This window comes from Celeribacter sp. (assembly GCF_048261515.1).
Lineage (GTDB): Bacteria > Pseudomonadota > Alphaproteobacteria > Rhodobacterales > Rhodobacteraceae > Celeribacter.
This window is the reverse complement of the sequence record NZ_JBLXFZ010000006.1, coordinates 193,916-218,912: the sequence shown is the minus strand read 5'-3', so window position 1 is coordinate 218,912 and position 24,997 is coordinate 193,916. Positions and strand designations below refer to the sequence as shown.

Sequence of the window (24,997 nt, the reverse complement as noted above, 5' to 3'; positions counted from 1 at the left end):
CTTGAAGCTTGCCGCGTGGTTGTCGTATAGAAGCGCATCGCAAAAAATCTCTAACCGGAGGACCTCATGGCAGGCCACTCAAAATGGGCAAACATCCAGCACCGTAAAGGTCGTCAGGATGCGCAACGCTCGAAGCTTTTCTCCAAGCTCGCCAAGGAGATCACCGTGGCGGCGAAGATGGGCGACCCCGATCCCGAAAAGAACCCGCGCCTGCGTCTGGCAGTGAAAACCGCGAAGTCGCAATCCGTCCCCAAGGACGTGATTGACCGCGCGATCAAGAAGGCCATGGGCGGCGATGCGGAGAACTATGACGAGATCCGCTACGAGGGGTATGGCCCCAACGGCATCGCCTTCATCGTCGAGACCATGACTGACAACGTGAACCGCACCGCCTCCAACGTGCGTTCGATCTTCACAAAATCGGGCGGCAATCTGGGCACATCCGGTTCCGTGGCCTTCATGTTCGACCGCGTGGGCGAGATCACCTATGACGCGTCAGTTGGCGATGCCGATACGGTCATGATGGCCGCGATCGAGGCAGGTGCCGAGGATGTCGAGAGCGACGACGAGGGGCACTGGATCTATTGCGCCGATAGCGATCTGGCCGTTGTTTCCGACGCGCTGGAAGCCGAGCTGGGCGAGTCCAAGGAAAGCAAGCTGATCTGGAAGCCGCAGAATCGCACCGAGGTTGACCTTGAAACCGCGCAAAAGCTGATGCGTCTGGTTGAGGCTCTGGAAGATGACGACGACGTGCAATCGGTAACGGCGAATTTCGACGTCCCCGATGATGTTGCGGAACAGCTTTAAGCGACTATTGTGACGGCGAAGGCCCCGCCCTCCACGGCGGGGCCTTTTGTTTCGCTCGTCGTGTGGCGGGCGTGTTAAGGATTGGTCTGGCATGGGCGCGGCGATTTCGGGTTTTCTGACGGGGTTTTCCCTGATCCTCGCGATCGGGGCGCAGAATGCCTTTGTGCTGCGCCAAGGGCTGCGGCGGGCGCATGTGCTGGCGGTGGTTTTGGCCTGTGCGCTGTCGGACGCCATCTTGGTCACTGTGGGCGTGTTTGCCTCTGCGCGGGTCGAGGCGGTGTTCCCTTGGGCCTTGCCGCTTATGACATGGGGCGGGGTGGCTTTCCTGACCGTTTATGGCGCGCGCGCTGCGCTTTCGGCGTGGCGCGGAGGCGGGCACCTCGATCCCGCAGACGGCCAGACCCAGACGCTTGGCGCGGCGCTGTTGACCTGCCTTGCGCTGACGTGGCTCAATCCGCATGTCTACCTTGATACAGTGGTGTTGCTTGGCGCCATTTCCGCTGATTTTGGCGCAGAGCGCGGGCTGTTTGCGATCGGTGCGGTCACGGCCTCGTTCACCTTCTTCTTCTCTCTGGGGTACGGCGCGCGGCTGCTGGCGCCTGTCTTTGCACGTGAGACCGCGTGGCGGGTGCTTGATGGGGTGATCGCGCTTGTGATGTGGTCGATTGCTGTGAAATTGGCGTTCGGCACATGACTGTTACCCCGCGTCCCCTTGCTGGTTTTGCGTGGATGATCGCCACGACCGTGTTCTTCATTGGTGTGAATGCACTGGTGAAGACGGTGGGGGATGCCCTTCCGATTTTTGAAAGCGCCTTTCTCCGTTTTCTCTTCGGGCTGATTTTTCTGATCCCAGCAATGAAGAGTCTGGGTCGCCTGACCATGACGCCGCGCCTGTGGAAGATGACAGCGCTGCGGGCGGTGTTGCACGGGTTGGGTATGACCGCGTGGTTCTACGCGATGACCCGCATTCCGATGGCCGAAGTCACGGCGATGAACTTTCTCAATCCCGTTTACGTGACTATCGGCGCTGTGTTGATCTTTGGAGAAAAGATCCGCCTGCCGCGCATCATGGCGCTGGTGGTGGCCTTTCTCGGCGCGCTGGTAATCTTGCGTCCGGGGATGCGCGAGCTGGACCCCGGCCATTTTGCGATGCTGGTCACGGCGGTGCTTTTTGCGGGCTCCTACCTGATCGCAGGACGTTTGTCGAAAGAGATGCCCGCGTCCGCCGTGGTGGTGCTGATGTCGGCGACCGTGCCTTTCGTGTTGGCGCCCTTTGCACTGGCCAACTGGGTCACGCCAACGCTCACTGAGACAATCTTGCTCGTGTTCACGGCGCTCTTTGCGACGGCGGGACACTATTGCATGACTCGTGCCTTTTCCCATGCACCACAAAGTGTTTTGCAACCTGTGACCTTTGTCCAGCTTGTCTGGTCGGTGCTGTTGGGTTGGGCGCTGTTCGACGAGCCGCCCGATGCGCTGGTTATCGTCGGTGGGGCGATGATCATCGCCGCGGTGTCTTTCATCGCATGGCGCGAGGCACGGTTGAAGCGACAGGTGTGAGGCGTGCGATAAACGTCCGCGATCATCGTCGGGCACAACGAGCGAAAGATGAGGCCGAAGATGAAGACGACCCTGCGTATACACTGTTGCGACTTCTGGCCCGATTTCGTCCCTGAGAATGACGTAATCTTTGCCCTTCTGAACGAGGAATTTGACCTTGTGATGGATGCTGACAACCCTGAGATTTTGCTCTATTCCTGCAACGGGTTGACGCACATGAATTATGATTGTGTGAAGATCTTCATCACGGAAGAGAACATTACCCCCGATTTCAACCTATGCGACTATGCGGTTGGCTTTGATCATATGACCTTCGAGGACCGTTATTTACGGTTCCCGACTGAATTGGCCAAACTTGCTGATCTGGATCGGAGCCTGCATCGTCCCAAAACTGTCGAAGAGGTGCGAGAACGCAAGTTTTGCAACTTCATTTATAGTAATGGCGGGGCGGACCCTGTCCGAGATCGGTTCTTTCACATCTTGCACGCGATGGAGCCTGTTGCCTCCCTTGGTCGCCACCTGCACAACACCGACTCAGACATCACGAAACGGTTTTCGAGTGATTGGTCGAGTGGAAAAGCTGTGATCCAGTCGCGGTATAATTTCACGATTGCCTTCGAAAACTCGTCAAAGCCAGGGTATGTCACGGAGAAGATCGCCCACGCCTATGTCGCGGGGACTGTGCCGATTTACTGGGGGGACACAACCGTGTCTCGATACATAAACCCCAAGTCTTTCATCAACGCCCACGACTTTGCCTCGCTGGAGGATTGCGCGCGCTACGTGGTAGAATTGAATGCGCAGCCGGAGCGGATTTTGGACTATCTCAATGAACCCGTTTTCGTTGGGGGACGGGTGCCTGATGAACTCGATGTCGCCCGTCTGAGGGAATTCCTATGTGATATCTGCACCCGCTCGCCCGAGGAGCGCGTGCGGCGGACAACCTATGGCAACACCAAGCTTTACCTCAAATTGCGAAAGCGAATGTCAGCCATAGAAACCCGACGCCAAGCCCGCAACCGCCGCATCCGATCCACGCGCGAGTTCCTGTTGGGACGCCGCGCGCGGAAATAGGGCCAGAATTGTTGGGATATGGTGGGTCGTGAGAGGCTCGAACTCCCGACATCTTCGGTGTAAACGAAGCGCTCTACCAACTGAGCTAACGACCCGTTAGCCGCGATTTAGCCTATGCTGTGGAGGCATGCAAGCCCTCCCTGCGGGAATTGCGCTTGATGCGGGGTCTTGGGCACGACAGAGTTGCGTGAACGGATGAAAAGGAGCCGACATGGACTTGCAGGGTGATCGCATTATTGCCGCCGACCGCGTGACGGTCTGGGCCGCGCTCAACGATGCCGAGACGCTCATGGCCTGCATTCCTGGGTGCGAGGAATTGACGGGATCGCCCGAGGAGGGATTCGATGCGGTGGTCAAACAAAAGGTCGGCCCCGTGCGCGCCAAGTTCAAAGGCAGGGTCACGCTCGAAAACGTCAACGCACCCGAAAGTTACCGCATTGTCGGCGAAGGAACGGGCGGGGTCGCAGGCTTTGCCAAGGGTGGCGCGGATGTGGCGCTTGAAACCGTGGCAGAGGGCACGCGGCTTACCTACGTGGTGGAGGCCAAGGTCGGGGGCAAGATTGCCCAACTCGGCGGCCGCGTGATCGACAGTTTCGCCCGCAAGATGGCGGATGCGTTTTTCGACAACCTGTCGGCTCGGCTAGGGGTTGCGCCCGAGGTGGACGGGGACGAAGAGGGCGCGTCCGCATAAGCGGGCAACTTTTTTCGCGTCGAGCCGCATTGACCGCTTGACGCGCCCGCGTGGCGGCCATAGAACGCCCCTCACGTTCGGGCGACCACCCGAGCGGGTAGCGAGCGGTTGTAGCTCAGTTGGTTAGAGTGCCGGCCTGTCACGCCGGAGGTCGCGGGTTCGAGCCCCGTCAACCGCGCCACCGCTGCCCATACCGCCTTGTGACAAAGGCACGCCGTTTTTCGGCAAAAATGCGCGGTTGTAGCTCAGCTGGTTAGAGTGCCGGCCTGTCACGCCGGAGGTCGCGGGTTCGAGCCCCGTCAACCGCGCCACTTCCCCCCTTTTTACGTATTTTCCAGTTTGCGAAACCTCGCGGTTCACAGGCTTGTGCTTGCGCGCGATGCAATGCGTGTTGTCGCTGTCTGCGGGGGCGGCGCATAGTGGACGTCAGTTTATCTGGAGATACGTCAATGCCCCAACCTGTGCCAGCCCCTGTGCCACGGCATTTAATCCGCCTGAGTGCGTTGATGGTGCTCACGTTGGTGGCCTTTGCGGGCAACTCGTTGCTCACGCGGGCGGCGCTGGTTGATCCTGCCAATGATGCGCTGTCCTTTACGGCGGTGCGCTTGGTGTCGGGGGCCATATGTCTGGCGGTGGTTGCAGGCGTCACCTCGCGCTCCATGCGGGTGACGCGGCGGGACGTGCCTGCGGTGCTGGCGCTCTTTGTCTATGCTCTGGGCTTCTCGCTTGCTTACAACGAGATGAGTGCCGCGACGGGGGCCTTGGTCCTCTTTGCCTTGGTGCAGGTGACAATGCTGGCGGTTGGTCTGTGGCGCGGGATGCGATTGCCCGTGGCGGGGATTGCGGGCGTTGTGCTTGCGATGGTGGGGCTCGTCTGGCTGCTCCTGCCTGGACTGTCTGCGCCGCCACTGGGCTCTGCTGCGCTCATGGGCTTGGCGGGTGTTGCTTGGGGCGTCTACAGCCTTCTGGGGCAGGGTTCACGCGATCCGATTGGCCGCACGGCCCGCAACTTCATCGGGGCGGCCCCGCTGGCGCTTGTTCTGTTGGTGGTAGCTGCGCCCGCTCTCACGCCTGCTGGCTGGGCCTTGGGGCTTGCTTCTGGGGTTGTTGCCTCCGCCTTGGGATATGTTCTGTGGTATCACATCTTGCCCGATCTACCTGCTCCCGTTGCCGCAAGCGCGCAGCTTGGCGTGCCAGTGATCGCGGCCTTTGGCGGTGTGGCTCTGCTCGGTGAAGCCATCACGGTGCGACTTGCGCTGGCCTCGGTGCTGATCCTTGCAGGGATCGCGCTCACGGGGCGCAAATAGGGCTCAGGTGATGCGGTAGGGCAGGGTGCCGCGTTCGTCGGGATCAATGCTCAGGCGGCGTTCCAGTGGCGGGACCGACCGTTGGTGGCAATCCTGACGCTCGCAGATGCGGCAACTGATCCCGATGGGCTCGAAGGCGGCGGGCTTGGAAACGTCGAGATCGTCGGCATATACGAGGTCGGGAGCATGCGAAACTTCGCACCCGATTCCAATGGCATAGCGCCTTACAGGGGCATGGAAACCACCGCCTGGTTTGGAGACGTCACGGGCGATCGAGAGGTAGCGGACGCCGTCGGGGGTTTCGGCGCGTTGGCGCAGGAAGTGGCCGGGGCGTTCGAAGGCTTGGTGGACGTTCCACAGGGGGCAGGCGCCGCCGTATCTTGCAAATTGCAAACGTGTTGCGGAATGGCGCTTGGTGATGGTGCCCGCCTGATCGACGCGCACAAAGAAGAAGGGGATGCCCTTCGCACCAGGGCGCTGGAGCGTCGAGAGACGATGCGCGACCTGCTCGATGGAGGCGCCGAAACGTTCGGCCAGAATCTCGAGATCGTGGCGGGTTTCCTGCGCGGCGGCGAGGAAATCGTTGTAGGGCAAAAGCGCCGCCCCTGCGAAATAATTGGCCAAACCGATCCGCGCGATCTCGCGGCTGTCATCACTGTGAAACCGCGCCAGATCGAGGGTCGCGTCGAGCAGTTTCGCTTGTGTCACAAGGGCGACCTGATGGAGAATCTGAAAGGTCTGCGTGGCGCGACCTGCGCGCGCGGAGATGGTCAGGATCCCCGACTCACGATCAAATTTGCGCATCGCGACATCACCGAACCGCACCGAAATGCCGTTCCGTTCCAACAGGTCCACGGCGGCTTTCGTCACGTCCTGCGTCTTGCCAGAGGGGCGTGCGAAATTCTCGGCGGCGCGATCAACGGCGTCTAAGTAGTTGTCACAATAGTGAAAAAAGTCACGAACCTCTTCCCAAGGTGAAGGGCGCGCTGGGCTGTCTTCGCGATCAAGGGCCTCATCCATCGAGGCCAACCGCTCGGTCGTCTGCCGATAGGCGCGGTGAAGCTCAAGAAAGGAGCGCGCCAGCGCGGGCGCGTTGGAGGCGGCAAGCCGCAGATCGGCCAGCGGCGGTGCGCCGCCATCGGCAAAGACGGGATCGGCCAGTGCCTCGCGCATATCTGTGACGAGCCGTTCGGCGTCGCCCGTGGATAGCTCCGTGACATCAAAGCCGAACTCTTGCGCCAGCGCCAGAACCACACCCGTGGAGACGGGGCGGTTGTTGTTCTCCATCTGGTTGAGATAGGGCAGGGACACGCCGAGTTTCTCAGCGAAGGCACGTTGGGTCAGGCCGAGCCGCGTGCGCGTTTCGCGCAGTTTTGCGCCTGCGTAGAGCTTCTGCTGTGCCATGTCTGTCCTCCCTGACCGATTTGCAAAGAGAAGTTTGCCAGTGCAAACCCGTCAGATCAAGCGCCGCGATGTCGCAGGAAATCACCGTCTGCACCGCGTCGGACATGTGTCGGACACCTGTCGGAAATCCGTCGGGCACGCGTGCGCGGCTGCGGGAGTTCTATCGGGATGGAGGCTGTTCCGCCGTTTCCTCTTGTCCGCCGATCAAAGACCCGTGGTCACGCGGCGTTCGCGGCGCATGACGAGAAGGATCGCGATGAGCGAGCCGATGGAGGAGAACAGCATGATCTCCATGAGCGGCAAGGCGCCGCGCTCGACCGAGAGCATTGATCCCGCGATTGCCGAAAGCGCCGCGCCGCCGCCAATCATCATCACCCCGCCAAGGCCCGAGGCCGTGCCTGCCAGTTGCGGGCGTACCGAAAGCGATCCCGCGATGGAGTTGGGCAGTTGCAAACCGTTGCCGAAGCCTAGGAATACCATCAGGCCGAAGAAGCTCTTCGCCGTGGCGATGCCCATCAGGAAGGTCGCGGTGTTGATCGCCACGGTGACGATCAGGATACAGGCCCCGATCAGGACCATGACGTTCACACCAAAGCGCGCGGAGTAGCGGCCCGCCGCGAAGTTGCCGAAGAAATATCCCACGGCGGGGGCGGCCATATGGAGGCCGAGCACGTCTTCGGAAAGGCCGAAGAGCGTGGTGCCCACAAAGGGCGCGCCACCGATATAGGCGAAGAAGGCGCCAGAGGCGAAAGCGGCGGAGAGCGCATAGCCCAGAAAGCGCGGCGAGGAGAGCAATTCGGGGAAGGCGCGGAACATGGCGCGCAGCGAGCGGTCGGCCTGTGGCGGTGCGGTCTCGCCCAGATCGAAATAGACCAGCGCGAGAAGCCCGACTCCGCTTGCCGTGAGCACCCAGAAGTTGGCCTGCCAGCCGAAGTGGGAGGTCAGAACGCCGCCCACGGAGGGCGCAATCATCGGGACGACGGACATGCCCATGGTGACATAGGCGATCATCGTGGCGGCATCATCACCAGGATGGATGTCCCGCACGATGGCCCGCGACAGCACCATGCCCGTCACAATCGCGGCCTGAACCGCGCGCAGAACCAGAAATGTCGTCACCGTCGGCGCGTGGACCGTGCCAAAACTCGCAAGGATGAAAATGATCGTGCCTGCCAAGACCACGGGCCTGCGTCCGAAGCGGTCGGAGAGCGGGCCGATAATCAGTTGCAGCGCCGCGTTGACGGCGAGGAAAATTGCGACCGAGAGCTGCATCACCTTGTAATCGGTGGAGAAATACTCGGACATTGCGGGCAGCGCAGGCAGGAACATATTCATCGACATCGCCGAAACACCCGCCATGAGGACAAGTGTGACCACGTGCGGCGGGGTCGTTCTATCGAGGAAACGGGAATACTGTTTGGACATGGGGCGAGAGGATATGCGCAAATCCGTGGCTGTCCATGGTTATGGTTGCGCACAAACGCACAGGGGGCCTCTCGATTAGGGCGGCGACCCCGCGATCCTTTGATTGAGGTCAATTCGCAAGTTTGCAATTCGCTCCATAGTGCCTTTGCATCATTTGCAAATCTGCCAGACTCTTCTTTGAGTGCGCGCAGCGGGGGTCTAAGGTGCCCCCGAACTGACGAGGAGGCCTACCCGTGAAAGATATCATCAAAGAACTCCACGACCGCCGCGCGGATGCACGGCTCGGGGGCGGCCAGCGCCGCATCGACGCGCAGCACGCCAAGGGCAAGCTGACCGCGCGGGAGCGGATCGAGATGTTGCTCGATGAGGACAGTTTCGAAGAGTTCGATATGTTCAAGACGCACCGCTGCACCGATTTCGGCATGGAGCAGAGCAAACCCTACGGTGATGGTGTCATCACTGGCTGGGGGACCATTAACGGGCGTCAGGTCTATGTGTTCTCGCAGGATTTCACCGTGTTTGGCGGCTCGCTTTCGGAGACCCATGCGCAGAAGATCTGCAAGATCATGGACATGGCGATGCAGAACGGCGCGCCCGTGATTGGCCTCAACGACTCGGGTGGTGCGCGGATTCAGGAAGGTGTGGACAGTCTTGCGGGCTACGCCGAAGTGTTCCAGCGCAACATCATGGCCTCGGGTGTGGTGCCGCAGATCTCCGTCATCATGGGCCCTTGCGCGGGTGGGGCGGTTTACTCGCCTGCGATGACCGACTTCATCTTCATGGTCAAAGACACGTCTTACATGTTTGTCACCGGCCCCGATGTGGTGAAAACGGTGACGAACGAGGTTGTGACGGCGGAAGAGCTTGGCGGTGCCTCGACCCATACCAAGAAGTCCTCCGTGGCTGACGGGGCCTTCGAGAACGATCTGGAGGCGCTCACCGAGGTGCGGCGTCTGGTGGACTTCCTGCCGCTTAACAACCGTGACAAGGCGCCGACGCGGCCCTTCTTTGATGATCCTGCGCGGATCGAGGAGAGCCTCGACACGATCATCCCAGACAATCCCAACACGCCCTATGACATGAAGGAAGTGATCCACAAGATCGCGGACGAGGGGGATTTCTACGAGATTCAGGAAGATCACGCCAAGAACATCATCACGGGTTTCATTCGCCTTGAGGGGCAGACCGTGGGCGTTGTGGCCAACCAGCCGATGGTTCTGGCGGGGTGTCTCGACATTGACAGTTCCAAGAAGGCGGCGCGGTTCGTGCGGTTCTCCGATGCGTTCAACATCCCCGTTCTGACGCTGGTGGATGTGCCCGGCTTCCTTCCGGGGACGGGTCAGGAATATGGCGGCGTGATCAAGCACGGCGCGAAGCTGCTCTTTGCCTATGGTGAGGCGACGGTGCCGAAGGTGACGGTAATCACGCGCAAGGCCTATGGTGGGGCTTATGACGTGATGAGTTCCAAGCACCTGCGCGGCGATTTCAACTATGCGTGGCCCACGGCGGAGATCGCGGTGATGGGGGCGAAGGGTGCGACCGAGATCATCCATCGCGCCGACCTTGGCGATGCGGAGAAAATCGCGCAGCACACGGCCGATTACGAAGACCGTTTCGCCAATCCGTTTGTGGCCGCCGAGCGGGGCTTCATCGACGAGGTGATCCAGCCGCGTTCGACGCGCAAACGGGTGGCTCGCGCCTTTGCCGCGCTGCGGAACAAGAAGCTCGAAAACCCGTGGAAGAAGCACGACAACATCCCGCTCTAAGCGGTGATGCGAGGGGCCTATGGCACGCAAGAACTGGCATATGACGCAAGAGGGGGACGCGCTGATCTTGGCGCGGTCCCTGCCTGCGCGTTTCGATTTCGCGGCGACTTCCGTGATTTCGGGCGGGGCAGGGCTGCGGCGTGGGCGGATTGCGCGTCAGGTGCGTCAGGATATGTGGCGCGCGCTGCAATCGTTGCGTGGGTTCATGCCCGCGGTGTCGGTGCGACCTGTGGGCGATGACCTCGAAGTGACCGCGGGCGGTGCCGTTGCGGGGGCCTTCCCCAAGGCGCATTGCGAGGCGCAGGTGGCGGCCCTTCTGGCCGATCCCGTTCGGCGTGCTCGTTGGGTGCGCTTTGCAGCAGGGGAGAAGCGCGATGCGTAAACCTCTCTTCTCGCTTGCAGCCTTGGGTATGGCGGTCGCGGTGGCTGCCTCGGCACAGGCCGATCTGTCGCCCGTCGAACCCGAGGTGATCGAGGTGCCGTCAGGCCAGCCCGTCGCCTTCCATGAGAGCCTGCTGGACCGTCCCGCCATGGGGCTGACCGCGCGGTTCCGCTTTCTCGCACCCGAGCTTGGCACGCGGATTGATGCGATGAGCTACGACGAGCTTGAGGCTGATCTCTTCGCGCTCTGCGAGGGCTATGCGCTGCCACGCATTGCCGCGCCTGAGCCGAGCCAGATCGTCATTTCATTGGCCGAGGCTCCGACCGAGTTCGGTGTCGCGGCCCCCGATGTTGTCGAGGTTTTTGAAGCCTACCGCCCCGATGGCGACACATGCGCATGGGAGGCGTTCTGATGGCCCCGAAGTTCCACCTTTTCGGCAATGGCCCTCGCCCTGTCGCGCCGTTTTCACATGCGGTCGAGGATGACGGTTGGGTGATCCTGACGGGTCAGATGCCCACCGATCCCGACGCCCCCGATGCGCCCTTGCCCGAAGGGATCGAGGCGCAGACGCGGCGGGTGATGGACAACCTCTCGCTGATCCTTGGCGAGTTGGGGCTGGATCTGAGCCATGTGGTGCAATGCCGTTGTTTTCTCACGGCGTTCGAACGTGACTATGAAACGTTTAACGAGACTTATAAGAGCTATTTTCCTGCCGACCGTTTGCCTGCGCGCACGACGGTTGGCGTTACCGCGTTGGCTGTGGGTGCCTTGGTCGAGATCGACTGCATCGCCCGCCGCCCCGTCAAGGAGGATAGATAGATGGCTCGCGACTATATGACGAAACACCGTGGCTTCCCCGGACGCCTGCCAAGCTCGGACTACCAGTTCACGATCCGCCGCGCCAATCCCAAGGGGGTGACGCCGCTCAAGCGGCTGGAGCGCTACAAGGATCGCAAGGCCGTCGACAAGCGCGCCGATCATGCGTTTCTGGAGAGCCTGTGGATTTACTTCGGCGACGAGCCTTTCGAGCGCGGCAACCTCGATGCGGGGCGTTTGTCGTGGCTGTTCGGACGCGAAGTGGTGCCTGCGGACGAGGAGGATTTCGATCCCGCGTCCTACGAGGCGATGCTGAAAATCAATCTCGACGTCGCGCGCGCGACCTTCCCCGAGGTCTTCGATAACGAGGGCGGACTGGGCGCGGACGGATTTGGACCTGATGAGGACTTTGGCTAGGATGCGCGGAAATCCGCTGGCATATCATGCATTTGCGCGAAACCCTGCCGCTTGTGGCGGGGGTGCGGGCTGTGCCGTTGCTTGGCGGAACGACGAGGCGCATGGTGGTGGTGCATCGAATGTGACCAGCAACACACCGATGCGATCTGAAAACCGTTACCCTTCCCCTTTGGTGAGGTTCGTCCGTCCCCCGTACGAACCTCACCACTTTTCTCCTTCAGCTCCGAAAACCGCCCCGATTGTGCGCGAAAATCCGCCGATTGGCAGGGCGCAAGGCGTGCGTGAAGGTTTTGTCTTTGCCGCGCTGGCCGTTTGGGGCAAACTTGGCGTAGACCTTACACAGAAAAGAGCAGAAAAATGCGTAAATCCATCATTGCCGTTTCCTTCCTCGCAGCAACCGTCCTCTCGGGCTGTTTGGAGAGCCAGGACATGCAAAACGCCGCAATCGGCGCAGGTATCGGTTGTATCGCAGGCGAAATCATCCGCGACGGCAAATGTGTCGACGGCGCCGTTGTCGGTGGCCTCGGCGGCGCGCTTTACAACGACCTGTAACGCCTCCGGGTGTGACCAGACATTTGGCCTGAGTGCTGCGCCTCGCGGCGCGTATCGGGCTTTGATACGGACGAAAGGTTCCCGCGCCACTCGCGCACGGGGGCCTTTTTTCGTGCCTCACAACAGCCATGAACCGATCCGGTCCGCGCGCGAAATCGTGCGGTCGGATCAGTGTGCTTATTAGAAGGGAAGGACAGGACATGTTTGACAAGATCCTGATTGCAAACCGCGGCGAGATCGCCTGCCGTGTGATCAAAACCGCGCAGAAGATGGGGATCAAAACGGTCGCCGTCTATTCTGATGCCGACAAGCACGCGCTGCATGTGCAGATGGCGGATGAGGCGGTGCATATCGGTCCTCCCCCTTCCAACCAGTCCTATATCGTGATCGACAAGATCATGGATGCCGTGCGCCAGACGGGTGCGCAGGCGGTGCATCCGGGCTACGGGTTCCTGTCTGAAAACTCCAAGTTCGCCGAGGCGCTGGCCGCCGAGGGCGTGGCCTTCATCGGGCCGCCCACCAAGGCGATTGAAGCCATGGGCGACAAGATCACCTCCAAAAAACTCGCCGCCGAGGCGGGTGTGTCCACGGTGCCTGGTTACATGGGGCTGATCGAGGACGCCGACGAGGCGGTGAAGATTTCAAACGAGATCGGCTATCCGGTGATGCTCAAGGCTTCCGCTGGCGGCGGCGGCAAGGGGATGCGGATCGCGTGGAATGACGAGGAGGCGCGCGAGGGCTTTCAGGCGTCGAAGAACGAGGCGGCAAGTTCCTTTGGCGACGACCGTATCTTCATCGAGAAGTTCGTCACCCAGCCGCGTCACATCGAAATTCAGGTGCTTTGCGACAAGCATGGCAACGGGCTTTGGATCAACGAGCGCGAATGCTCGATCCAGCGTCGGAACCAGAAGGTGATCGAAGAGGCGCCGAGCCCCTTCCTCGACGCGGAGACGCGCAAGGCCATGGGTGAGCAGGCTGTCGCTCTGGCGCAGGCGGTGGATTACAGTTCGGCGGGGACGGTGGAATTCATCGTCGACGGCGACAAGAATTTCTACTTCCTTGAGATGAACACCCGCCTTCAGGTGGAACATCCCGTCACCGAATTGATCACGGGCATCGACCTTGTGGAGCAGATGATCCGCGTGGCCAATGACGAGAAGCTAACGATGACGCAGGACGACATCGGCATCAACGGCTGGGCCATTGAGAGCCGCCTTTATGCCGAAGATCCCTATCGCGGCTTCCTGCCCTCCATCGGGCGTCTGTCCAAGTATCGCCCGCCCGCCGAGGTCGCCACCGAGGACGATATCGTGCGCAATGACACGGGTGTCTACGAGGGTGGCGAGATTTCGATGTATTACGACCCGATGATCGCCAAGCTGTGCACATGGGGCAAGGATCGGGCGACCGCGATTGAAAACATGCGCAACGCGCTTGACGGTTTCGAGGTTGAGGGGATCGGGCACAACCTGCCGTTCCTGTCGGCGGTGATGGATCACCCGCGTTTCGTGTCGGGGGATATCACCACGGCCTTCATCGAGGAGGAATATCCCGAAGGGTTCGCGGGTGTGACCCTGCCTGACGACCAGTTGGAGCGCGTGGCTGCTGCCGCTGCTGCCATGTATCGCGTGACCGAGATTCGGCGTGCGCGGGTTTCGGGGCGGATGGACAACCACGAGCGTGTGGTGCCCGACGATTGGGTGGTTCAGATCGACGGGCGCGATTTCCCCGCCCACATCGAGGCCGACAAAGAGGGCGCAACCGTCACCATCGACGGGAAGAAAATGCGCCTGTCCAGCGACTGGGTGCCAGGTCAGAGCCTCGCCGTGATCGACATGGAGGGCGGGCCGCTGACGCTGAAAGTCGGCAAGCTGCCCGGTGGCTTCCGTCTGCGCAATCGCGGCGCGGATATGAAGGTCTACGTGCGTTCGCCGCGTGCGGCGGAACTGTCGAAGTTCATGCTGGAGAAAGTGGCCCCCGATACGTCGAAACTGCTGCTCTGCCCGATGCCGGGTCTGGTTGTGAAGGTGGACGTGGAAGTGGGCCAAGAGGTGCAGGAAGGTCAGTCGCTGTGCACCATCGAGGCGATGAAGATGGAAAACATCCTGCGCGCCGAACGCAAGGGCGTGGTGAGCCAGATCAACGCGAGCGCGGGCGACAGCCTCGCGGTGGACGAAGTGATCATGGAGTTTGAATAACCCATGATCGCGGGCCGACATATCGCGGCGGCATTGGGGTGCACGCGTGTGGCGGGGCGGATTTACCCGCCCGCCCGTGCGGCCTCTTTTGCCTCGCTGATTTCCTGCTGGCGCAGGGGTGTTTTGTCGATGGCCCGAGATATTTCGCGGATGTCCCACGGGCTCGGTTTGCGCAGCATGACGCGCCCGTCCTTGTCCACGATCACCAGTGTAAAGCCGCGCGGGCGCAATTTTGTGCGCACCTCCGTTGCCATGGCGGGATCGGTGTCGGTCAGCACGACCACATCACGCTCCTCCAGCGTATCGGGCCGCTCGGCAAGCAGGTCCAACTGCCGCTGGAACGACGGGTCGCGCGGGTTGTCGGCGAAGATCACCAGCACACGCGCATCCCACAGGAAATCGGCTAATGCCACGCCCTCAGTGGGCATGGTCACAAGACCGTCCGCCGCTGGCGTGTCCGCATCTTGGGCCGCTGCATCCGCATCTGGTGTGATCTGCGTGTCGCTGGTTGCCGTTTGCGCCCATGCCTGCGGCGCTGTGAGAAGTGCAGTCGCGCAAAGCGCGGATAAGACTATCTTTTTCATCATGTCTCCCGTCCTACCCAATATAGGACGGCGGAGCGTCTAAACCAAGGATTTGTCCTGCCGAATTGGCCTGAAAGCGGGACGTGACAAAACGAGAGGTGCGAGATGACCGACCGAAAACGCTGGGAAGAGCTGGCCGAGAAGGAATTGCGCGGCAAGCCTCGCGAGAGCCTTGAGTGGGAAACGCTCGAAGGGATCACGGTCAAACCGCTCTATGCGGAGGATGATCTGGAGGGGCTGTCGCACCTTGGCAATACGCCAGGGGTGGAGCCGTTCACCCGTGGCCCGCGTGCGACCATGTATACGGGCCGCCCGTGGACGATCCGCCAATATGCGGGCTTCTCCACCGCCGAAGAATCCAACGCCTTCTATCGCAAGGCACTGGACGCGGGCCAGCAAGGGGTCTCCGTGGCCTTCGATCTGGCCACGCACCGCGGCTATGACAGCGATCACCCGCGCGTTGTGGGCGATGTGGGTAAGGCCGGTGTGGCGATTGACTCGGTTGAGGACATGAAAATCCTCTTCGACGGTATTCCGCTCGACAAGGTGTCGGTCTCGATGACCATGAACGGCGCGGTGATCCCGATTCTGGCCAGTTTCATCGTCACGGGCGAGGAGCAGGGACACGATAAATCCGTGCTTGCGGGGACCATTCAAAACGACATTCTCAAAGAGTTCATGGTCCGCAACACCTATATCTATCCCCCTGAACCTTCGATGAAAATCATTGCGGATATCATCGAATACACCGCCAACGAGATGCCGAAATTCAACTCGATTTCGATTTCGGGCTACCACATGCAGGAAGCGGGCGCGAACCTCGTCCAAGAGCTTGCCTTCACACTCGCTGACGGGCGCGAATATGTGCGCACGGCGATCAAGGCGGGGATGGACGTGGACAAATTCGCGGGGCGGCTGTCGTTCTTCTTCGCGATTGGCATGAACTTCTTCATGGAGATTGCCAAGCTGCGGGCCGCGCGTCTGCTGTGGAGCCGCGTGATGGAGGAATTCGAGCCGAAGCTGGCCAAGTCCAAAATGCTGCGCACCCACTGCCAGACCTCGGGCGTGTCCTTGCAGGAGCAAGACCCCTATAACAACGTGATCCGCACGGCCTATGAGGCCATGTCGGCGGCTTTGGGCGGCACGCAAAGCCTGCACACCAATGCGCTGGACGAGGCGATTGCGCTGCCCACCGAGTTCTCCGCCCGCATCGCGCGGAACACGCAGCTCATCTTGCAAGAAGAGACACAGATCACCCGCACCGTCGATCCGCTCGCGGGCTCCTATTACGTCGAGAGCCTGACCAACGAGATCGCCGAAAAGGCATGGGCGCTGATGGAGGAAGTCGAGGAGATGGGCGGCATGACCAAGGCCGTCAACTCGGGCATGCCCAAGCTGCGCATCGAGGAAACAGCGGCCAAACGTCAGGCGATGATCGACCGTGGCGAAGAGGTGATCGTCGGCGTCAACAAATACCGCAAGGACAACGAAGACCCGATCGACATTCTCGACGTGGACAATGTAGCCGTGCGCAAGAGCCAGATTGCCCGTCTGGAGAGCATCAAGGCCAGCCGCGACGCCGCGAAGGTCGAAGAGACCCTTGGCGCGTTGGAAGTGGCGGCGAAATCCGGTGAGGGCAACCTCCTCGCACTGGCGGTCGAAGCCGCCCGTGCCCGTGCAACCGTGGGAGAGATTTCAATGGCGATGGAGAAAGCATTCGGGCGTCACCGCGCCGAAGTGAAAACCCTCGCGGGTGTCTATGGCGCGGCTTACGAAGGCGACGAGGGCTTTGCCCAGATCCAGAAGGATGTCGAAACCTTTGCCGAGAAAGAGGGCCGTCGCCCGCGGATGCTTGTGGTCAAGATGGGTCAGGATGGCCACGACCGCGGTGCGAAGGTCATCGCCACGGCCTTTGCCGATATCGGCTTTGACGTGGACGTTGGACCGCTCTTCCAGACGCCGGAAGAGGCCGCACAGGACGCCATCGACAACGATGTGCATATCGTCGGCATCTCGTCTCAGGCCGCCGGTCACAAGACGCTCGCGCCGAAGCTCATTGAGGCGCTGAAAGAGCAAGGCGCGGAGGATATCATCGTAATCTGTGGCGGGGTGATCCCGCAGCAGGACTATGATTTCCTCTACAAAGCGGGGGTGAAGGCCATCTTCGGTCCTGGCACAAATATCCCTGCCGCCGCGCGGGCCATTCTGGACCTGATCGCGACGAAGTAAGCGCATAAGTCAGACATGAGAAAGGGCTGGAGGATGATCCTCCGGCCCTTTTTCGTTGCGGTGTGATGGCGAGCTTCGTGCTTCAGAAGGCCTGAGGCGTTGTCGTCGAAAAATCACTCAAGTCTGTGTGGGGGCATGGTTTTTCCCGCTCTCCCCTGTCAAGGTAGCGCTCACGGTGAAGAGGCAGGGCGGGACGGCCCGAATCCAATGGAGCGGAAGGCAAAATGACCCTGAAAAATACCGAGAATGTGCAAGGTGTTGCATGTGCGCTCGATCATCTGGTGATGGCGACGGAGGATCTGGCGGCGGGGCGCGCCCATGCGCAAGCGCTTCTGGATGTGTCGTTGACCGAACGCGGGGTGCATGAGGTCATGGGGACGCACAACCATCTGGCCTCGCTCGACCGTGGGGCCTATTTCGAAGTGATCGCCCGCGACCCTGACGCCACGCCGCCCGAATTTCCGCGTTGGTTCGATTTGGACAACTTCAGCGGCCCTCCGCGCCTGACCAACTGGGTGATCAACACGCCCGATCTTGAGGTCGCGCTGGCGCTGGCGCCTGCGGATATGGGGCGGATCATGGAGTTTGAGCGCGGGCCATATGCGTGGCGGATGGTCGTCCCCGAAACGGGCGTTTTGCCCTTTGATGGTTGCTTTCCTGCGATCATCGAGTGGCACTCGGAGCATCCCGCGCCCGCGCTGCCACAACACGGGTTCACGCTGCGCCGTCTCAAACTGGCCCACCCGCAGGCCGATGCCTTGCGATCGGCTCTTGCACCTTTCGTGCTGGGCCGCGAAAATGTTGGAATCGTGCAAGCCGCACGCCCCGCGATCCAAGCGGAAATCGGCACGCCATCAGGAGAGGTCTGGATTTCATGAAGCTGCGCCAAGCCACAAAACACGATGCCGCCGCCCTCAAGGCGATCATGGCACCGGTGATTGCCTCGTCGACGGCGAGTTTTTCCTCGGAGGAGCGCTCCGAGGTCGAATGGGCCGCGATGGTCGAGGACCGCCTTGCACGCGGGCGGGCCTTTTACGTGGCCGAGGTGGACGGTGAGGTTGTGGGCTATGCGACCTATGACCAGTTCCGCCCAGGCAACAACGGCTACCGTTTCACCATGGAGCATTCGGTCTATCTGGGCGACGGGGCGCAGGGGAAGGGGCTTGGCCGCATCCTCATGATCACCATCGAGGAACATGCGCGCGAGGCGGGCAACCACTCGATGATCGCCGCCGTGGACGCCGACAACCGCGATTCCATCGCCTTCCATGATGCTCTGGGCTATGCCGAGGCGGGACGTTTGCCGCAAGCGGGTTACAAGTTCGACCGCTGGCTCGACGTCCTCTTTATGCAGAAATTCCTGTGACATCGCCCTGACGCGAATGTGACGCTGCGGCGGATTTGTCGCCTGACAGTTCCGCCCCGCACCGCTATGGTGCGCCTATGTCGATTTGGAAACGCATACTCGACGCCATCGGGGCGCTCGCGGCAGGGGAAAGCCTTGCCGAGGTGTTTTCGCGTCTGCGCTCGGAGCCTGAAAAACGGGTGGGTTTCGCCATCGCGGTGATCGCGCTCGGGGCCAAGATGGCCAAGGCGGACGGGCAGGTGACGCGCGACGAAGTCACGGCCTTCCGCGAAGTGTTCCATATCGCCCCTGAGGACGAGGCCGCCGCCGCTCGCGTGTTCAATCTCGCGCGTAAGGACGTGGCGGGGTTCGAGGATTACGCCACCCGCGTCAAGGCAATGTATGGCGACCAGTGCCAGCCGCTTTTCGACCTGCTCGACGGGCTGTTCCACATCGCCATGGCCGACGGGGAATATCATCCCAACGAGGACCGATTTCTGGCGCGCGTGGCGGAGATTTTCGAGATGTCCCCGCGCCGCTTCCGCATCATCCGCGCGCGTTTCGTGCCCGAGGCGGAGCGCGACCCTTATGAGGTGCTGGGCGTCGATCCCGACACACCTGTTAAAGAAATCAAATTGGCCTATCGCGCACTTGTCCGCGAGACCCATCCCGATGTGCTGATCGCGCGCGGCGTGCCTGAGGAGGCGATCAAACTGGCCACAGACCGCATGGGCGAAATCAATGCGGCATGGGAAGAAATCTCGGCCGTGCACGCGGGGTGACATGCGGATTGCGACCTACAATGTGGAATGGTTCGACGCGCTGTTTTCGCGAAACGGCAGGCCGCTGCATGACGGACGCTGGTCGGCGCGCCACAATGTAACGCGGGCCGATCAACTGGATGCATTGGGTATTGTTTTCAATGCCTTGGATGCGGACGCCGTGATGGTCATCGAGGCCCCCGACACCAACCGCAAACGCGATACGGTACGGGCGCTGGAGCAGTTCGCCGATTGGGCTGGCATCCGTGCGCGGGCGGTCGAAATGGGGTTTGTTAACGAGACGCAGCAGGAAATCGCGGTGATGTATGATCCGCTTGTCCTGCGCGCGCGGCATGATCCCCAAGGCGCCCCCGCCGATCTGGGTAACGACAGCGAGCCGCCCGCCTTCAACTCGGTCTATCACCTCGACCTCGACACAGATCGTGACCGCGATCCCGTGCGTTTTTCCAAGCCGCCGCTGGAACTGGCGATGGAGGTGCGCGAGAATGATGCGGCGTTTCGGATGATCGGCGTTCACGTTAAATCGAAGGCGCCGCACGGCGCGCGCAACGCCCGCGATGTGACGCGCATTTCCATCGAGAATCGCCGCAAGCAACTGGCGCAATGCATCTGGCTGCGCGAGCGGGTTGAGCGGCATTTGATCGCGGGTGATCCGCTGATGGTTCTGGGGGATTTCAATGACGGGCCTGGTCTCGACGAATACGAGAAGCTCTTTGGCCGTTCGGGGATTGAAATCGTCTTGGGTGAAGGCGAGGAGGGTGTGCCGCCCGATTTGCGTCTTATCGAGCCGCACGCACGCCAGGCGCTTTCGCGTCGTCTTGGAGCCGCGCCGACCTCTGCGCGTTTCTACATCGAGAAGGAAAAACGCTACCTCTCGGCGCTGCTCGATTACATCATGTTGTCACAGGATCTGGCGCAGGGGGCGACGTGGCGTATCTGGCATCCCTTCGACGATCCGCGCTGCTTCGAGACGCCCGAATTGCGTGAGGCGCTTTTGACGGCCTCGGACCACTTCCCCGTGACTGTGGACTTCGATCCCGAAGTTTTCGCAGGAAAAGAGAAGGTTAGCGCGGCGCCTTCTTGACGTGTTTGATCTCGGCCTGCGCGCCCAATGCGGAGGCGAGGGCGTGGAATCGGGCTTCGGCCACTTCGCCAAAAAGATCCTCGGCTGCGGGCACCAGCGTCAGGATCAATTCCTTTTTCTTCGGACGGAAATCGAGGCGGGCCACCTTGTCGGGTTTGTCGAGCGCGAACATCGCGCCGAACCGCATGGCCTTGCCCAGAACCTCGGCGTTCTGGATTTCCTTCTCGGAAAGCAGCGCAATGAGGTTTTCGAAGGGGGTTCCCGCGCGGGAATTCTTGTAGCGGTGGAGCAGGGCGAGGCCGAGAAAGACGCGTTCCTTGTGGCTCAGCCCGCCAAGGTTGGCGCGGGTCGCGTTGTCGAAGCAGACCTCGGCGCGGTAGTCGGGATGGGCGCGCCATGTCACGTCATGGAGCAGGCAGGCGGCTCGCACCATGCGCATCTGTTCATACTTGCGGGCGCGGAACACGGGTTCAATGAACCTGTGAAGTTGCTTGCCGAAACCTGGCAGACGCGCGTCCTTGCGCTCGGCGAAGCGGCAGGCCTCCACGAGAGGATCGCGGCGGCGCACGCTTTCGGGCATTTGCTCATAGAGCAGCCCCTCGCGGATGCCGTAGGAGGAGACACAAATCTCCTTGGGACGGAATGCGCGGGTCAGTTGTCGCAGGACTTCCGCCGCCTTGGGCACATGCGCCATCCGTGCCGCCGAGGTGCCAGTTTCGTGGCGGATCGTGTTGAGGTCGTTGTTGCGGATGAAGCGGATCGTGTCGGTGACTGCGCGGGTGTGCATGCGGTATTCGTGCAGCACGTGGAGCGGGTAGTCGCGGCGGTGCATGTCGATACGTGCAATGGCGCGCCATGAGCCGCCGACGAGGTATATCCGTTTGTAATCTTTTCCTAATTCGGCGCGCAAATTGTCCATGATCGGGCGGATGTGGGACTTCAGCCCTTCGCGTCCGCCCTTGATCCCGTCGAGCGCCAGCGCGCCGAGCGGGGAGGTGAGGCGCTTGCCGATCTTGCCTTTTGACACTTCGGCCAGTTCCATCGACGACCCGCCGATATCGCACACCAGACCATCCGCTTCGGGCCAGCCCAGAAGCACACCCTGTGCCGAGAGGCGGGCCTCCTCCTCGCCGTCAATGACGTTGATCGTCATGCCCGTTTCGGCCTTGATCTCCTCGCAGAAGGCGGGGCCGTCCTCGGCCAGCCGCATGGCGGCGGTGGCCACATTGGTGAGCGGCGCGATGTCCATGCTTTCGGCCAGACGGCTGAAACGGCGCAGTGCGGACATGGCGCGGACCTTGCCCTCGGGGTTCAGGCGCCCTGTCTCGCGCAGCCCCGCACCGAGGCCACAGAGGATCTTTTCGTTGTAGAAATAGGCGGGGGAACGGGCGGCGCCGTCAAAGACGACAAGGCGCACCGAGTTCGATCCGATATCGACCACGCCCACCCGAGACAGCGCGCGCGCCTCTTCATCGAGAAAGAGGGGGCGGCCAAACCTGCCCCAGTCGAGGCGATCGGCCTCCGTCGCAGCCGCATGGGCAGCGGTGTCGTTGGTGTGTGTCACGCGTCGGTCCCCGAGCTTCTTTATGCAGGTTAGGCGGAGCGGTTTTGCACTGTCAATCGCACAAAGGGCTGTCGTCGCGTCGTCGGCCCTCAATCGTCATGGGTGAGTTCGGGCACATCCTTGACCCCCGCCGAGCCGCGACCCGAAAGCGAGGGGTGCTGCATGAAGAACTGGTGGCAGGAGAAGGGCTTTTCGACGTCGGACAAATCGGGACGATGCCATTCGCCCGTGGGCGAGAGCACCCAGCTTTGCGCGACATCGGCCATATTGGCGGCCATGACCTGACGGGTGATCTGTGCCTTGACGGTCGGGTTGTGGATTTCGACCAGCGTTTCGACGCGGCGGTTGAGGTTGCGGCCCATCCAGTCGGCAGACGACATGTAGACGCGCGCCTTCTTGGAGGGCAGCGATTTGCCATTGCCGAACATCACGATACGCGAATGCTCAAGGAATCGCCCGACGATGGATTTGACGCGGATGTTTTCCGACAGCCCCTTGACGCCCGGACGCACGCCGCAAATGCCGCGGATGACGAGGGAGATTTTGACCCCGTCGCAGGAGGCGGCATAGAGCGCGTCGATGACTTCGGGTTCGATCAGTGAATTGAGCTTGGCCCAGATTTCGGCGGGCTTTCCCTCACGCGCGTTCTGCGCTTCCTGCGCGATCCCTTCGAGCAGGCGCGCCTTGAGCCCGTGGGGTGAGATGGCGAGGTTCTCCAGCCCCTCGGGTTCGGCATATCCGCCGACGTAATTGAACACCTTGGTCGCGTCGCGGCCAAGGGCGGCGTCGCAGGTGAAAAAGCTCAGGTCGGTATAAATCCGCGCGGTGATGGGGTGATAGTTGCCGGTGCCGAAGTGGGTGTAGGTGACGAGTTTGGCACCCTCGCGCCGCACCACGGTCGAGATTTTGGCGTGGGTTTTGTAGTTGGTGAACCCGTAGATCACATGCACGCCCGCGCGTTCCAGACGGCGCGACTGGCGAATGTTGGCGGCCTCGTCAAAGCGGGCTTTGAGTTCAACCAGCGCCGTGACCATCTTGCCATTTTCGGCGGCTTCGCAAAGCGCAGACACAATCGGGCTGTCATCGGAGGTCCTGTAGAGTGTCTGCTTGATGGCCACCACATCAGGATCGTTTGCCGCCTGTTGCAGGAAGCGGATCACCAGATCGAAAGTCTCGTATGGGTGGTGGAGCAGCATATCCTTCTGGCGGATCGCCGAGAACATATCGCCCTCGTGGTCCTGCACCCGTTCTGGAATGCGCGGCGTGTAGCTTGGCCAAAGCAGATCGGTGCGCGATTTCAGCACCAGTTCGGAGACATGCGACAGGCCGATCATGCCACTCATTTCGATGACTTCGTCGCCAGATACCTTCAATTCGCGCTTGATGACGGAGGCCAGCGCTTCGGGGGCGCCTTGCGAGATTTTTAGGCGCACCACCTCGCCACGGCGGCGGCGTTTGAGGGCGGTTTCAAACTCGCGCACGAGGTCTTCGGCCTCTTCTTCGACCTCCAGATCGCTATCGCGCAGCACGCGGAACACGCAGGAACCCGATGCCGTATAGCCTGGGAAGAGCCGATCGACGAAGATCAGAACGACCTCTTCGAGCGGGAGGAAGCGGTCGGGGCGTTTCTCGGTTGCTGGCAGACGGACGAAGCGTTCGATCTGTGCGGGGATCGGCAGCAGCGCCTGCAACGGCTTTCCGTCGCGTGTCCGTTCGAGTTGCAGTGCCAGAACCAGCCCAAGGTTCGGCACGAAGGGGAAGGGGTGCGCGGGGTCAATCGCCAGCGGTGAGAGCACGGGGAAGACGCGGCTGAGGAATGCCTCTTCGAGATGCTCAAAGTCGCCGTCCTGAAGCGTGTCACGGGAACAGATGGCGATGCCCTCGGCCTCCATCTCGCGACGGATTCTGTTGAAAGCGGTGTTTTGCGCCTGCATCAGATTGCGGGCATTGTCGGAGATCAGCGAAATCTGCTCGGCGGGGGAGCGGCCATCTGCGGCAGGTGTGGTCTTGCCCGCCTTGGCCAATTCACGCAGGCCCGCGACGCGCACGGTGTAGAACTCGTCGAGATTGGTCGCGGAAATCGACACGAAGCGAAGACGTTCGAGCAGCGGCACGCGCGGGTTGTCGGCCTCTTCCAGAACACGCCAGTTGAAGGCCAGCCACGACAGCTCGCGGTTGAAAAACCGTCCAGGGCCCGTGACCTTTTCATCAGGCAGGGCAATCGGTTCGGGGAAGTCGGCGGCGAGGAAGTCGGTCGGCAATGTCATGGTATCAGTCGGGCCTTTCGTTGACGCAATCAGGTCCTTAGATCGTATTCTTTGCCTATTGCTCCAGATTGTCTAGCACCTGTGCGGCAAGTTTTTGTGACACTGGTTTGCGCGCTTGTAGCGCGGCTGTGTCGAGCGCCTCTACAACGTCGCGCACCGATTGTGCCGAGCGGGTGATGCGCTTGACCAGATAGGGGATCAGGCCCGCGGGCACGGCCAGCTGGCGGTCGTCGAATTGTTTGATCAGCATGGCCGAAAGCAGCATGTCGTCGGGGTCGTTGATTTTGACCACCGTTGTGCCCTGCATCCGCGAGGCCAGATCGGGCAGGCCCAGCGTCCAGTGGTTCGGCGCGGCGGTGGCCGTGACGAGCAGCCGCCCGCCCTCGGCCAGAACCATATTGTGCAGGTGGAACAATGCCTCTTCCGCAGCGGTCGGATTGGGCAGGGTGCCAATGCGGTCGGCGTCCTCGACCACAACGTGACGTGCGGCGGCAAGCGCGGGGATATCGGCCTGTGCGAGTGCGTCGTATGAGATGATCTGCGCCTGACGTTCGGCACCCCAGACATGGGCGAGATGGGTCTTGCCCGCGCCTTTGGGGCCGACCAACACCAGTTTCCCGCTGGGCCATCCGTCGGAGTTGTCTAGCGTCGCAACGGCGATACGATTGGAGGGCGCGACGAAAAAACTGTCACGGGCCAGCGCCTCGCGGGCAGGCAGATGAAAGGCGAGTTGGTCGGTCATA

Annotated in this window: 24 protein-coding genes and 3 tRNA genes; 20 read left to right on the top strand and 7 right to left on the bottom strand. The window is 61.4% G+C overall.

What is annotated here, in order from left to right; genetic code table 11:
- Positions 1-66: 66 nt before the first annotated feature.
- From ACN0SC_RS12395 to ACN0SC_RS12380, 4 genes are all read left to right on the top strand, one after another.
- On the top strand, positions 67-807 hold the full coding sequence (locus tag ACN0SC_RS12395; protein WP_417249988.1) for a YebC/PmpR family DNA-binding transcriptional regulator: 741 nt from the start codon (positions 67-69) through the stop codon (positions 805-807).
- A gap of 91 nt (positions 808-898) precedes the next feature.
- Complete coding sequence (locus tag ACN0SC_RS12390; RefSeq protein ID WP_417249987.1) at positions 899-1,501, top strand: LysE/ArgO family amino acid transporter; 603 nt, start codon at positions 899-901, stop codon at positions 1,499-1,501.
- On the top strand, positions 1,498-2,367 hold the full coding sequence (locus ACN0SC_RS12385) for a DMT family transporter (protein WP_417249986.1): 870 nt from the start codon (positions 1,498-1,500) through the stop codon (positions 2,365-2,367). Before ACN0SC_RS12390 ends, ACN0SC_RS12385 begins: the two co-directional genes overlap by 4 nt.
- Positions 2,368-2,427: 60 nt before the next feature.
- Complete coding sequence (locus ACN0SC_RS12380; protein ID WP_417249985.1) at positions 2,428-3,441, top strand: glycosyltransferase family 10 domain-containing protein; 1,014 nt, start codon at positions 2,428-2,430, stop codon at positions 3,439-3,441.
- Between the two features lie 19 nt (positions 3,442-3,460).
- On the opposite strand, the gene ACN0SC_RS12375 is transcribed toward ACN0SC_RS12380, so the two are convergent.
- A tRNA-Val gene (locus ACN0SC_RS12375) sits at positions 3,461-3,536 on the bottom strand.
- A gap of 116 nt (positions 3,537-3,652) precedes the next feature.
- Here ACN0SC_RS12375 and ACN0SC_RS12370 point away from each other — a divergent pair.
- The 4 genes from ACN0SC_RS12370 to ACN0SC_RS12355 all read left to right on the top strand — a co-directional run bounded on the left by ACN0SC_RS12370 (position 3,653) and on the right by ACN0SC_RS12355 (position 5,439).
- Positions 3,653-4,132 (top strand): CoxG family protein, encoded by a 480-nt coding sequence (locus ACN0SC_RS12370; RefSeq protein ID WP_417249984.1) that lies wholly within the window; start codon positions 3,653-3,655, stop codon positions 4,130-4,132.
- Between the two features lie 104 nt (positions 4,133-4,236).
- A tRNA-Asp gene (locus tag ACN0SC_RS12365) sits at positions 4,237-4,313 on the top strand.
- Between the two features lie 53 nt (positions 4,314-4,366).
- Positions 4,367-4,443, top strand: a tRNA-Asp gene (locus ACN0SC_RS12360).
- A 138-nt stretch (positions 4,444-4,581) separates the two neighbouring features.
- The gene (locus ACN0SC_RS12355) at positions 4,582-5,439 is read left to right on the top strand and encodes a DMT family transporter (RefSeq protein ID WP_417249983.1); all 858 of its coding nucleotides are present in this window, start codon (positions 4,582-4,584) and stop codon (positions 5,437-5,439) included.
- A 3-nt stretch (positions 5,440-5,442) separates the two neighbouring features.
- On the opposite strand, the gene ACN0SC_RS12350 is transcribed toward ACN0SC_RS12355, so the two are convergent.
- Complete coding sequence (locus ACN0SC_RS12350; RefSeq protein WP_417249982.1) at positions 5,443-6,843, bottom strand: helix-turn-helix domain-containing protein; 1,401 nt, start codon at positions 6,841-6,843, stop codon at positions 5,443-5,445.
- Positions 6,844-7,047: 204 nt separating this feature from the next.
- Positions 7,048-8,220 (bottom strand): multidrug effflux MFS transporter, encoded by a 1,173-nt coding sequence (locus ACN0SC_RS12345; RefSeq protein WP_417249981.1) that lies wholly within the window; start codon positions 8,218-8,220, stop codon positions 7,048-7,050.
- 281 nt (positions 8,221-8,501) lie between these two features.
- Here ACN0SC_RS12345 and ACN0SC_RS12340 point away from each other — a divergent pair, with 281 nt between their 5' ends.
- The 7 genes from ACN0SC_RS12340 (at position 8,502) to ACN0SC_RS12310 (ending at position 14,399) form a co-directional block, all read left to right on the top strand.
- Positions 8,502-10,034 carry an acyl-CoA carboxylase subunit beta gene (locus ACN0SC_RS12340; protein WP_417249980.1) on the top strand — a complete coding sequence of 511 codons (1,533 nt, stop codon included), beginning with the start codon at positions 8,502-8,504 and terminating at the stop codon, positions 10,032-10,034.
- 19 nt (positions 10,035-10,053) lie between these two features.
- Positions 10,054-10,416, top strand: a complete 363-nt coding sequence (locus ACN0SC_RS12335) for a hypothetical protein (RefSeq protein ID WP_417249979.1) — start codon at positions 10,054-10,056, stop codon at positions 10,414-10,416.
- A complete protein-coding gene (locus ACN0SC_RS12330; RefSeq protein WP_417249978.1) occupies positions 10,409-10,828 on the top strand; it encodes a DUF6497 family protein in 420 nt (139 codons plus the stop codon). The genes ACN0SC_RS12335 and ACN0SC_RS12330 overlap by 8 nt, the downstream gene beginning before the upstream one ends.
- Positions 10,828-11,235, top strand: coding sequence for a RidA family protein (locus ACN0SC_RS12325; protein WP_417249977.1), 408 nt, complete (start codon positions 10,828-10,830; stop codon positions 11,233-11,235). The genes ACN0SC_RS12330 and ACN0SC_RS12325 overlap by 1 nt, the downstream gene beginning before the upstream one ends.
- Before the next feature lie 15 nt (positions 11,236-11,250).
- Complete coding sequence (locus ACN0SC_RS12320; RefSeq protein WP_417250058.1) at positions 11,251-11,649, top strand: hypothetical protein; 399 nt, start codon at positions 11,251-11,253, stop codon at positions 11,647-11,649.
- A gap of 357 nt (positions 11,650-12,006) precedes the next feature.
- Positions 12,007-12,201, top strand: a complete 195-nt coding sequence (locus ACN0SC_RS12315; protein WP_417249976.1) for a hypothetical protein — start codon at positions 12,007-12,009, stop codon at positions 12,199-12,201.
- 200 nt (positions 12,202-12,401) lie between these two features.
- On the top strand, positions 12,402-14,399 hold the full coding sequence (locus tag ACN0SC_RS12310; protein WP_417249975.1) for an acetyl-CoA carboxylase biotin carboxylase subunit: 1,998 nt from the start codon (positions 12,402-12,404) through the stop codon (positions 14,397-14,399).
- A 62-nt stretch (positions 14,400-14,461) separates the two neighbouring features.
- Here ACN0SC_RS12310 and ACN0SC_RS12305 read toward each other — a convergent pair whose 3' ends face one another.
- On the bottom strand, positions 14,462-14,986 hold the full coding sequence (locus ACN0SC_RS12305; protein ID WP_417249974.1) for a DUF4174 domain-containing protein: 525 nt from the start codon (positions 14,984-14,986) through the stop codon (positions 14,462-14,464).
- 102 nt (positions 14,987-15,088) lie between these two features.
- Here ACN0SC_RS12305 and scpA point away from each other — a divergent pair, with 102 nt between their 5' ends.
- The 5 genes from scpA (at position 15,089) to ACN0SC_RS12280 (ending at position 20,423) form a co-directional block, all read left to right on the top strand.
- A complete protein-coding gene (gene scpA / locus ACN0SC_RS12300) occupies positions 15,089-17,212 on the top strand; it encodes a methylmalonyl-CoA mutase (protein ID WP_417249973.1) in 2,124 nt (707 codons plus the stop codon).
- Between the two features lie 224 nt (positions 17,213-17,436).
- A complete protein-coding gene (locus tag ACN0SC_RS12295) occupies positions 17,437-18,090 on the top strand; it encodes a VOC family protein (protein WP_417249972.1) in 654 nt (217 codons plus the stop codon).
- Positions 18,087-18,578 carry a GNAT family N-acetyltransferase gene (locus ACN0SC_RS12290; RefSeq protein ID WP_417249971.1) on the top strand — a complete coding sequence of 164 codons (492 nt, stop codon included), beginning with the start codon at positions 18,087-18,089 and terminating at the stop codon, positions 18,576-18,578. The genes ACN0SC_RS12295 and ACN0SC_RS12290 overlap by 4 nt, the downstream gene beginning before the upstream one ends.
- Positions 18,579-18,655: 77 nt before the next feature.
- A complete protein-coding gene (locus ACN0SC_RS12285) occupies positions 18,656-19,339 on the top strand; it encodes a TerB family tellurite resistance protein (RefSeq protein WP_417249970.1) in 684 nt (227 codons plus the stop codon).
- A 1-nt stretch (position 19,340) separates the two neighbouring features.
- Positions 19,341-20,423, top strand: a complete 1,083-nt coding sequence (locus ACN0SC_RS12280; RefSeq protein ID WP_417249969.1) for an endonuclease/exonuclease/phosphatase family protein — start codon at positions 19,341-19,343, stop codon at positions 20,421-20,423.
- On the opposite strand, the gene ACN0SC_RS12275 is transcribed toward ACN0SC_RS12280, so the two are convergent.
- The 3 genes from ACN0SC_RS12275 to ACN0SC_RS12265 all read right to left on the bottom strand — a co-directional run bounded on the left by ACN0SC_RS12275 (position 20,404) and on the right by ACN0SC_RS12265 (position 24,996).
- Entirely contained in the window at positions 20,404-21,987 is a 1,584-nt protein-coding gene (locus tag ACN0SC_RS12275; RefSeq protein ID WP_417249968.1) for an exopolyphosphatase, read from the bottom strand. The genes ACN0SC_RS12280 and ACN0SC_RS12275 overlap by 20 nt on opposite strands.
- An 89-nt stretch (positions 21,988-22,076) precedes the next feature.
- Positions 22,077-24,254: an RNA degradosome polyphosphate kinase gene (locus ACN0SC_RS12270; protein ID WP_417249967.1), complete on the bottom strand. Its 2,178-nt coding sequence runs from the start codon at positions 24,252-24,254 to the stop codon at positions 22,077-22,079.
- 55 nt (positions 24,255-24,309) lie between these two features.
- The gene (locus ACN0SC_RS12265; RefSeq protein WP_417249966.1) at positions 24,310-24,996 is read right to left on the bottom strand and encodes an AAA family ATPase; all 687 of its coding nucleotides are present in this window, start codon (positions 24,994-24,996) and stop codon (positions 24,310-24,312) included.
- Position 24,997 lies beyond the last annotated feature (1 nt).

Bases quoted from the DNA above. Each gene is read 5' to 3' on its own strand.
- ACN0SC_RS12325 (WP_417249977.1), top strand. From the start codon at position 10,828: ATGGCCCCGAAGTTCCACCTTTTCGGCAATGGCCCTCGCCCTGTCGCG.
- ACN0SC_RS12380 (WP_417249985.1), top strand. From the start codon at position 2,428: ATGAAGACGACCCTGCGTATACACTGTTGCGACTTCTGGCCCGATTTC.
- ACN0SC_RS12280 (WP_417249969.1), top strand. From the start codon at position 19,341: ATGCGGATTGCGACCTACAATGTGGAATGGTTCGACGCGCTGTTTTCG.
- ACN0SC_RS12285 (WP_417249970.1), top strand. From the start codon at position 18,656: ATGTCGATTTGGAAACGCATACTCGACGCCATCGGGGCGCTCGCGGCA.
- ACN0SC_RS12390 (WP_417249987.1), top strand. From the start codon at position 899: ATGGGCGCGGCGATTTCGGGTTTTCTGACGGGGTTTTCCCTGATCCTC.
- ACN0SC_RS12310 (WP_417249975.1), top strand. From the start codon at position 12,402: ATGTTTGACAAGATCCTGATTGCAAACCGCGGCGAGATCGCCTGCCGT.
- ACN0SC_RS12315 (WP_417249976.1), top strand. From the start codon at position 12,007: ATGCGTAAATCCATCATTGCCGTTTCCTTCCTCGCAGCAACCGTCCTC.
- ACN0SC_RS12290 (WP_417249971.1), top strand. From the start codon at position 18,087: ATGAAGCTGCGCCAAGCCACAAAACACGATGCCGCCGCCCTCAAGGCG.
- ACN0SC_RS12305 (WP_417249974.1), bottom strand. From the start codon at position 14,986: ATGATGAAAAAGATAGTCTTATCCGCGCTTTGCGCGACTGCACTTCTC.
- ACN0SC_RS12395 (WP_417249988.1), top strand. From the start codon at position 67: ATGGCAGGCCACTCAAAATGGGCAAACATCCAGCACCGTAAAGGTCGT.
- scpA (WP_417249973.1), top strand. From the start codon at position 15,089: ATGACCGACCGAAAACGCTGGGAAGAGCTGGCCGAGAAGGAATTGCGC.
- ACN0SC_RS12295 (WP_417249972.1), top strand. From the start codon at position 17,437: ATGACCCTGAAAAATACCGAGAATGTGCAAGGTGTTGCATGTGCGCTC.
- ACN0SC_RS12350 (WP_417249982.1), bottom strand. From the start codon at position 6,843: ATGGCACAGCAGAAGCTCTACGCAGGCGCAAAACTGCGCGAAACGCGC.
- ACN0SC_RS12320 (WP_417250058.1), top strand. From the start codon at position 11,251: ATGACGAAACACCGTGGCTTCCCCGGACGCCTGCCAAGCTCGGACTAC.
- ACN0SC_RS12265 (WP_417249966.1), bottom strand. From the start codon at position 24,996: ATGACCGACCAACTCGCCTTTCATCTGCCTGCCCGCGAGGCGCTGGCC.
- ACN0SC_RS12370 (WP_417249984.1), top strand. From the start codon at position 3,653: ATGGACTTGCAGGGTGATCGCATTATTGCCGCCGACCGCGTGACGGTC.
- ACN0SC_RS12335 (WP_417249979.1), top strand. From the start codon at position 10,054: ATGGCACGCAAGAACTGGCATATGACGCAAGAGGGGGACGCGCTGATC.
- ACN0SC_RS12385 (WP_417249986.1), top strand. From the start codon at position 1,498: ATGACTGTTACCCCGCGTCCCCTTGCTGGTTTTGCGTGGATGATCGCC.
- ACN0SC_RS12355 (WP_417249983.1), top strand. From the start codon at position 4,582: ATGCCCCAACCTGTGCCAGCCCCTGTGCCACGGCATTTAATCCGCCTG.
- ACN0SC_RS12270 (WP_417249967.1), bottom strand. From the start codon at position 24,254: ATGACATTGCCGACCGACTTCCTCGCCGCCGACTTCCCCGAACCGATT.
- ACN0SC_RS12330 (WP_417249978.1), top strand. From the start codon at position 10,409: ATGCGTAAACCTCTCTTCTCGCTTGCAGCCTTGGGTATGGCGGTCGCG.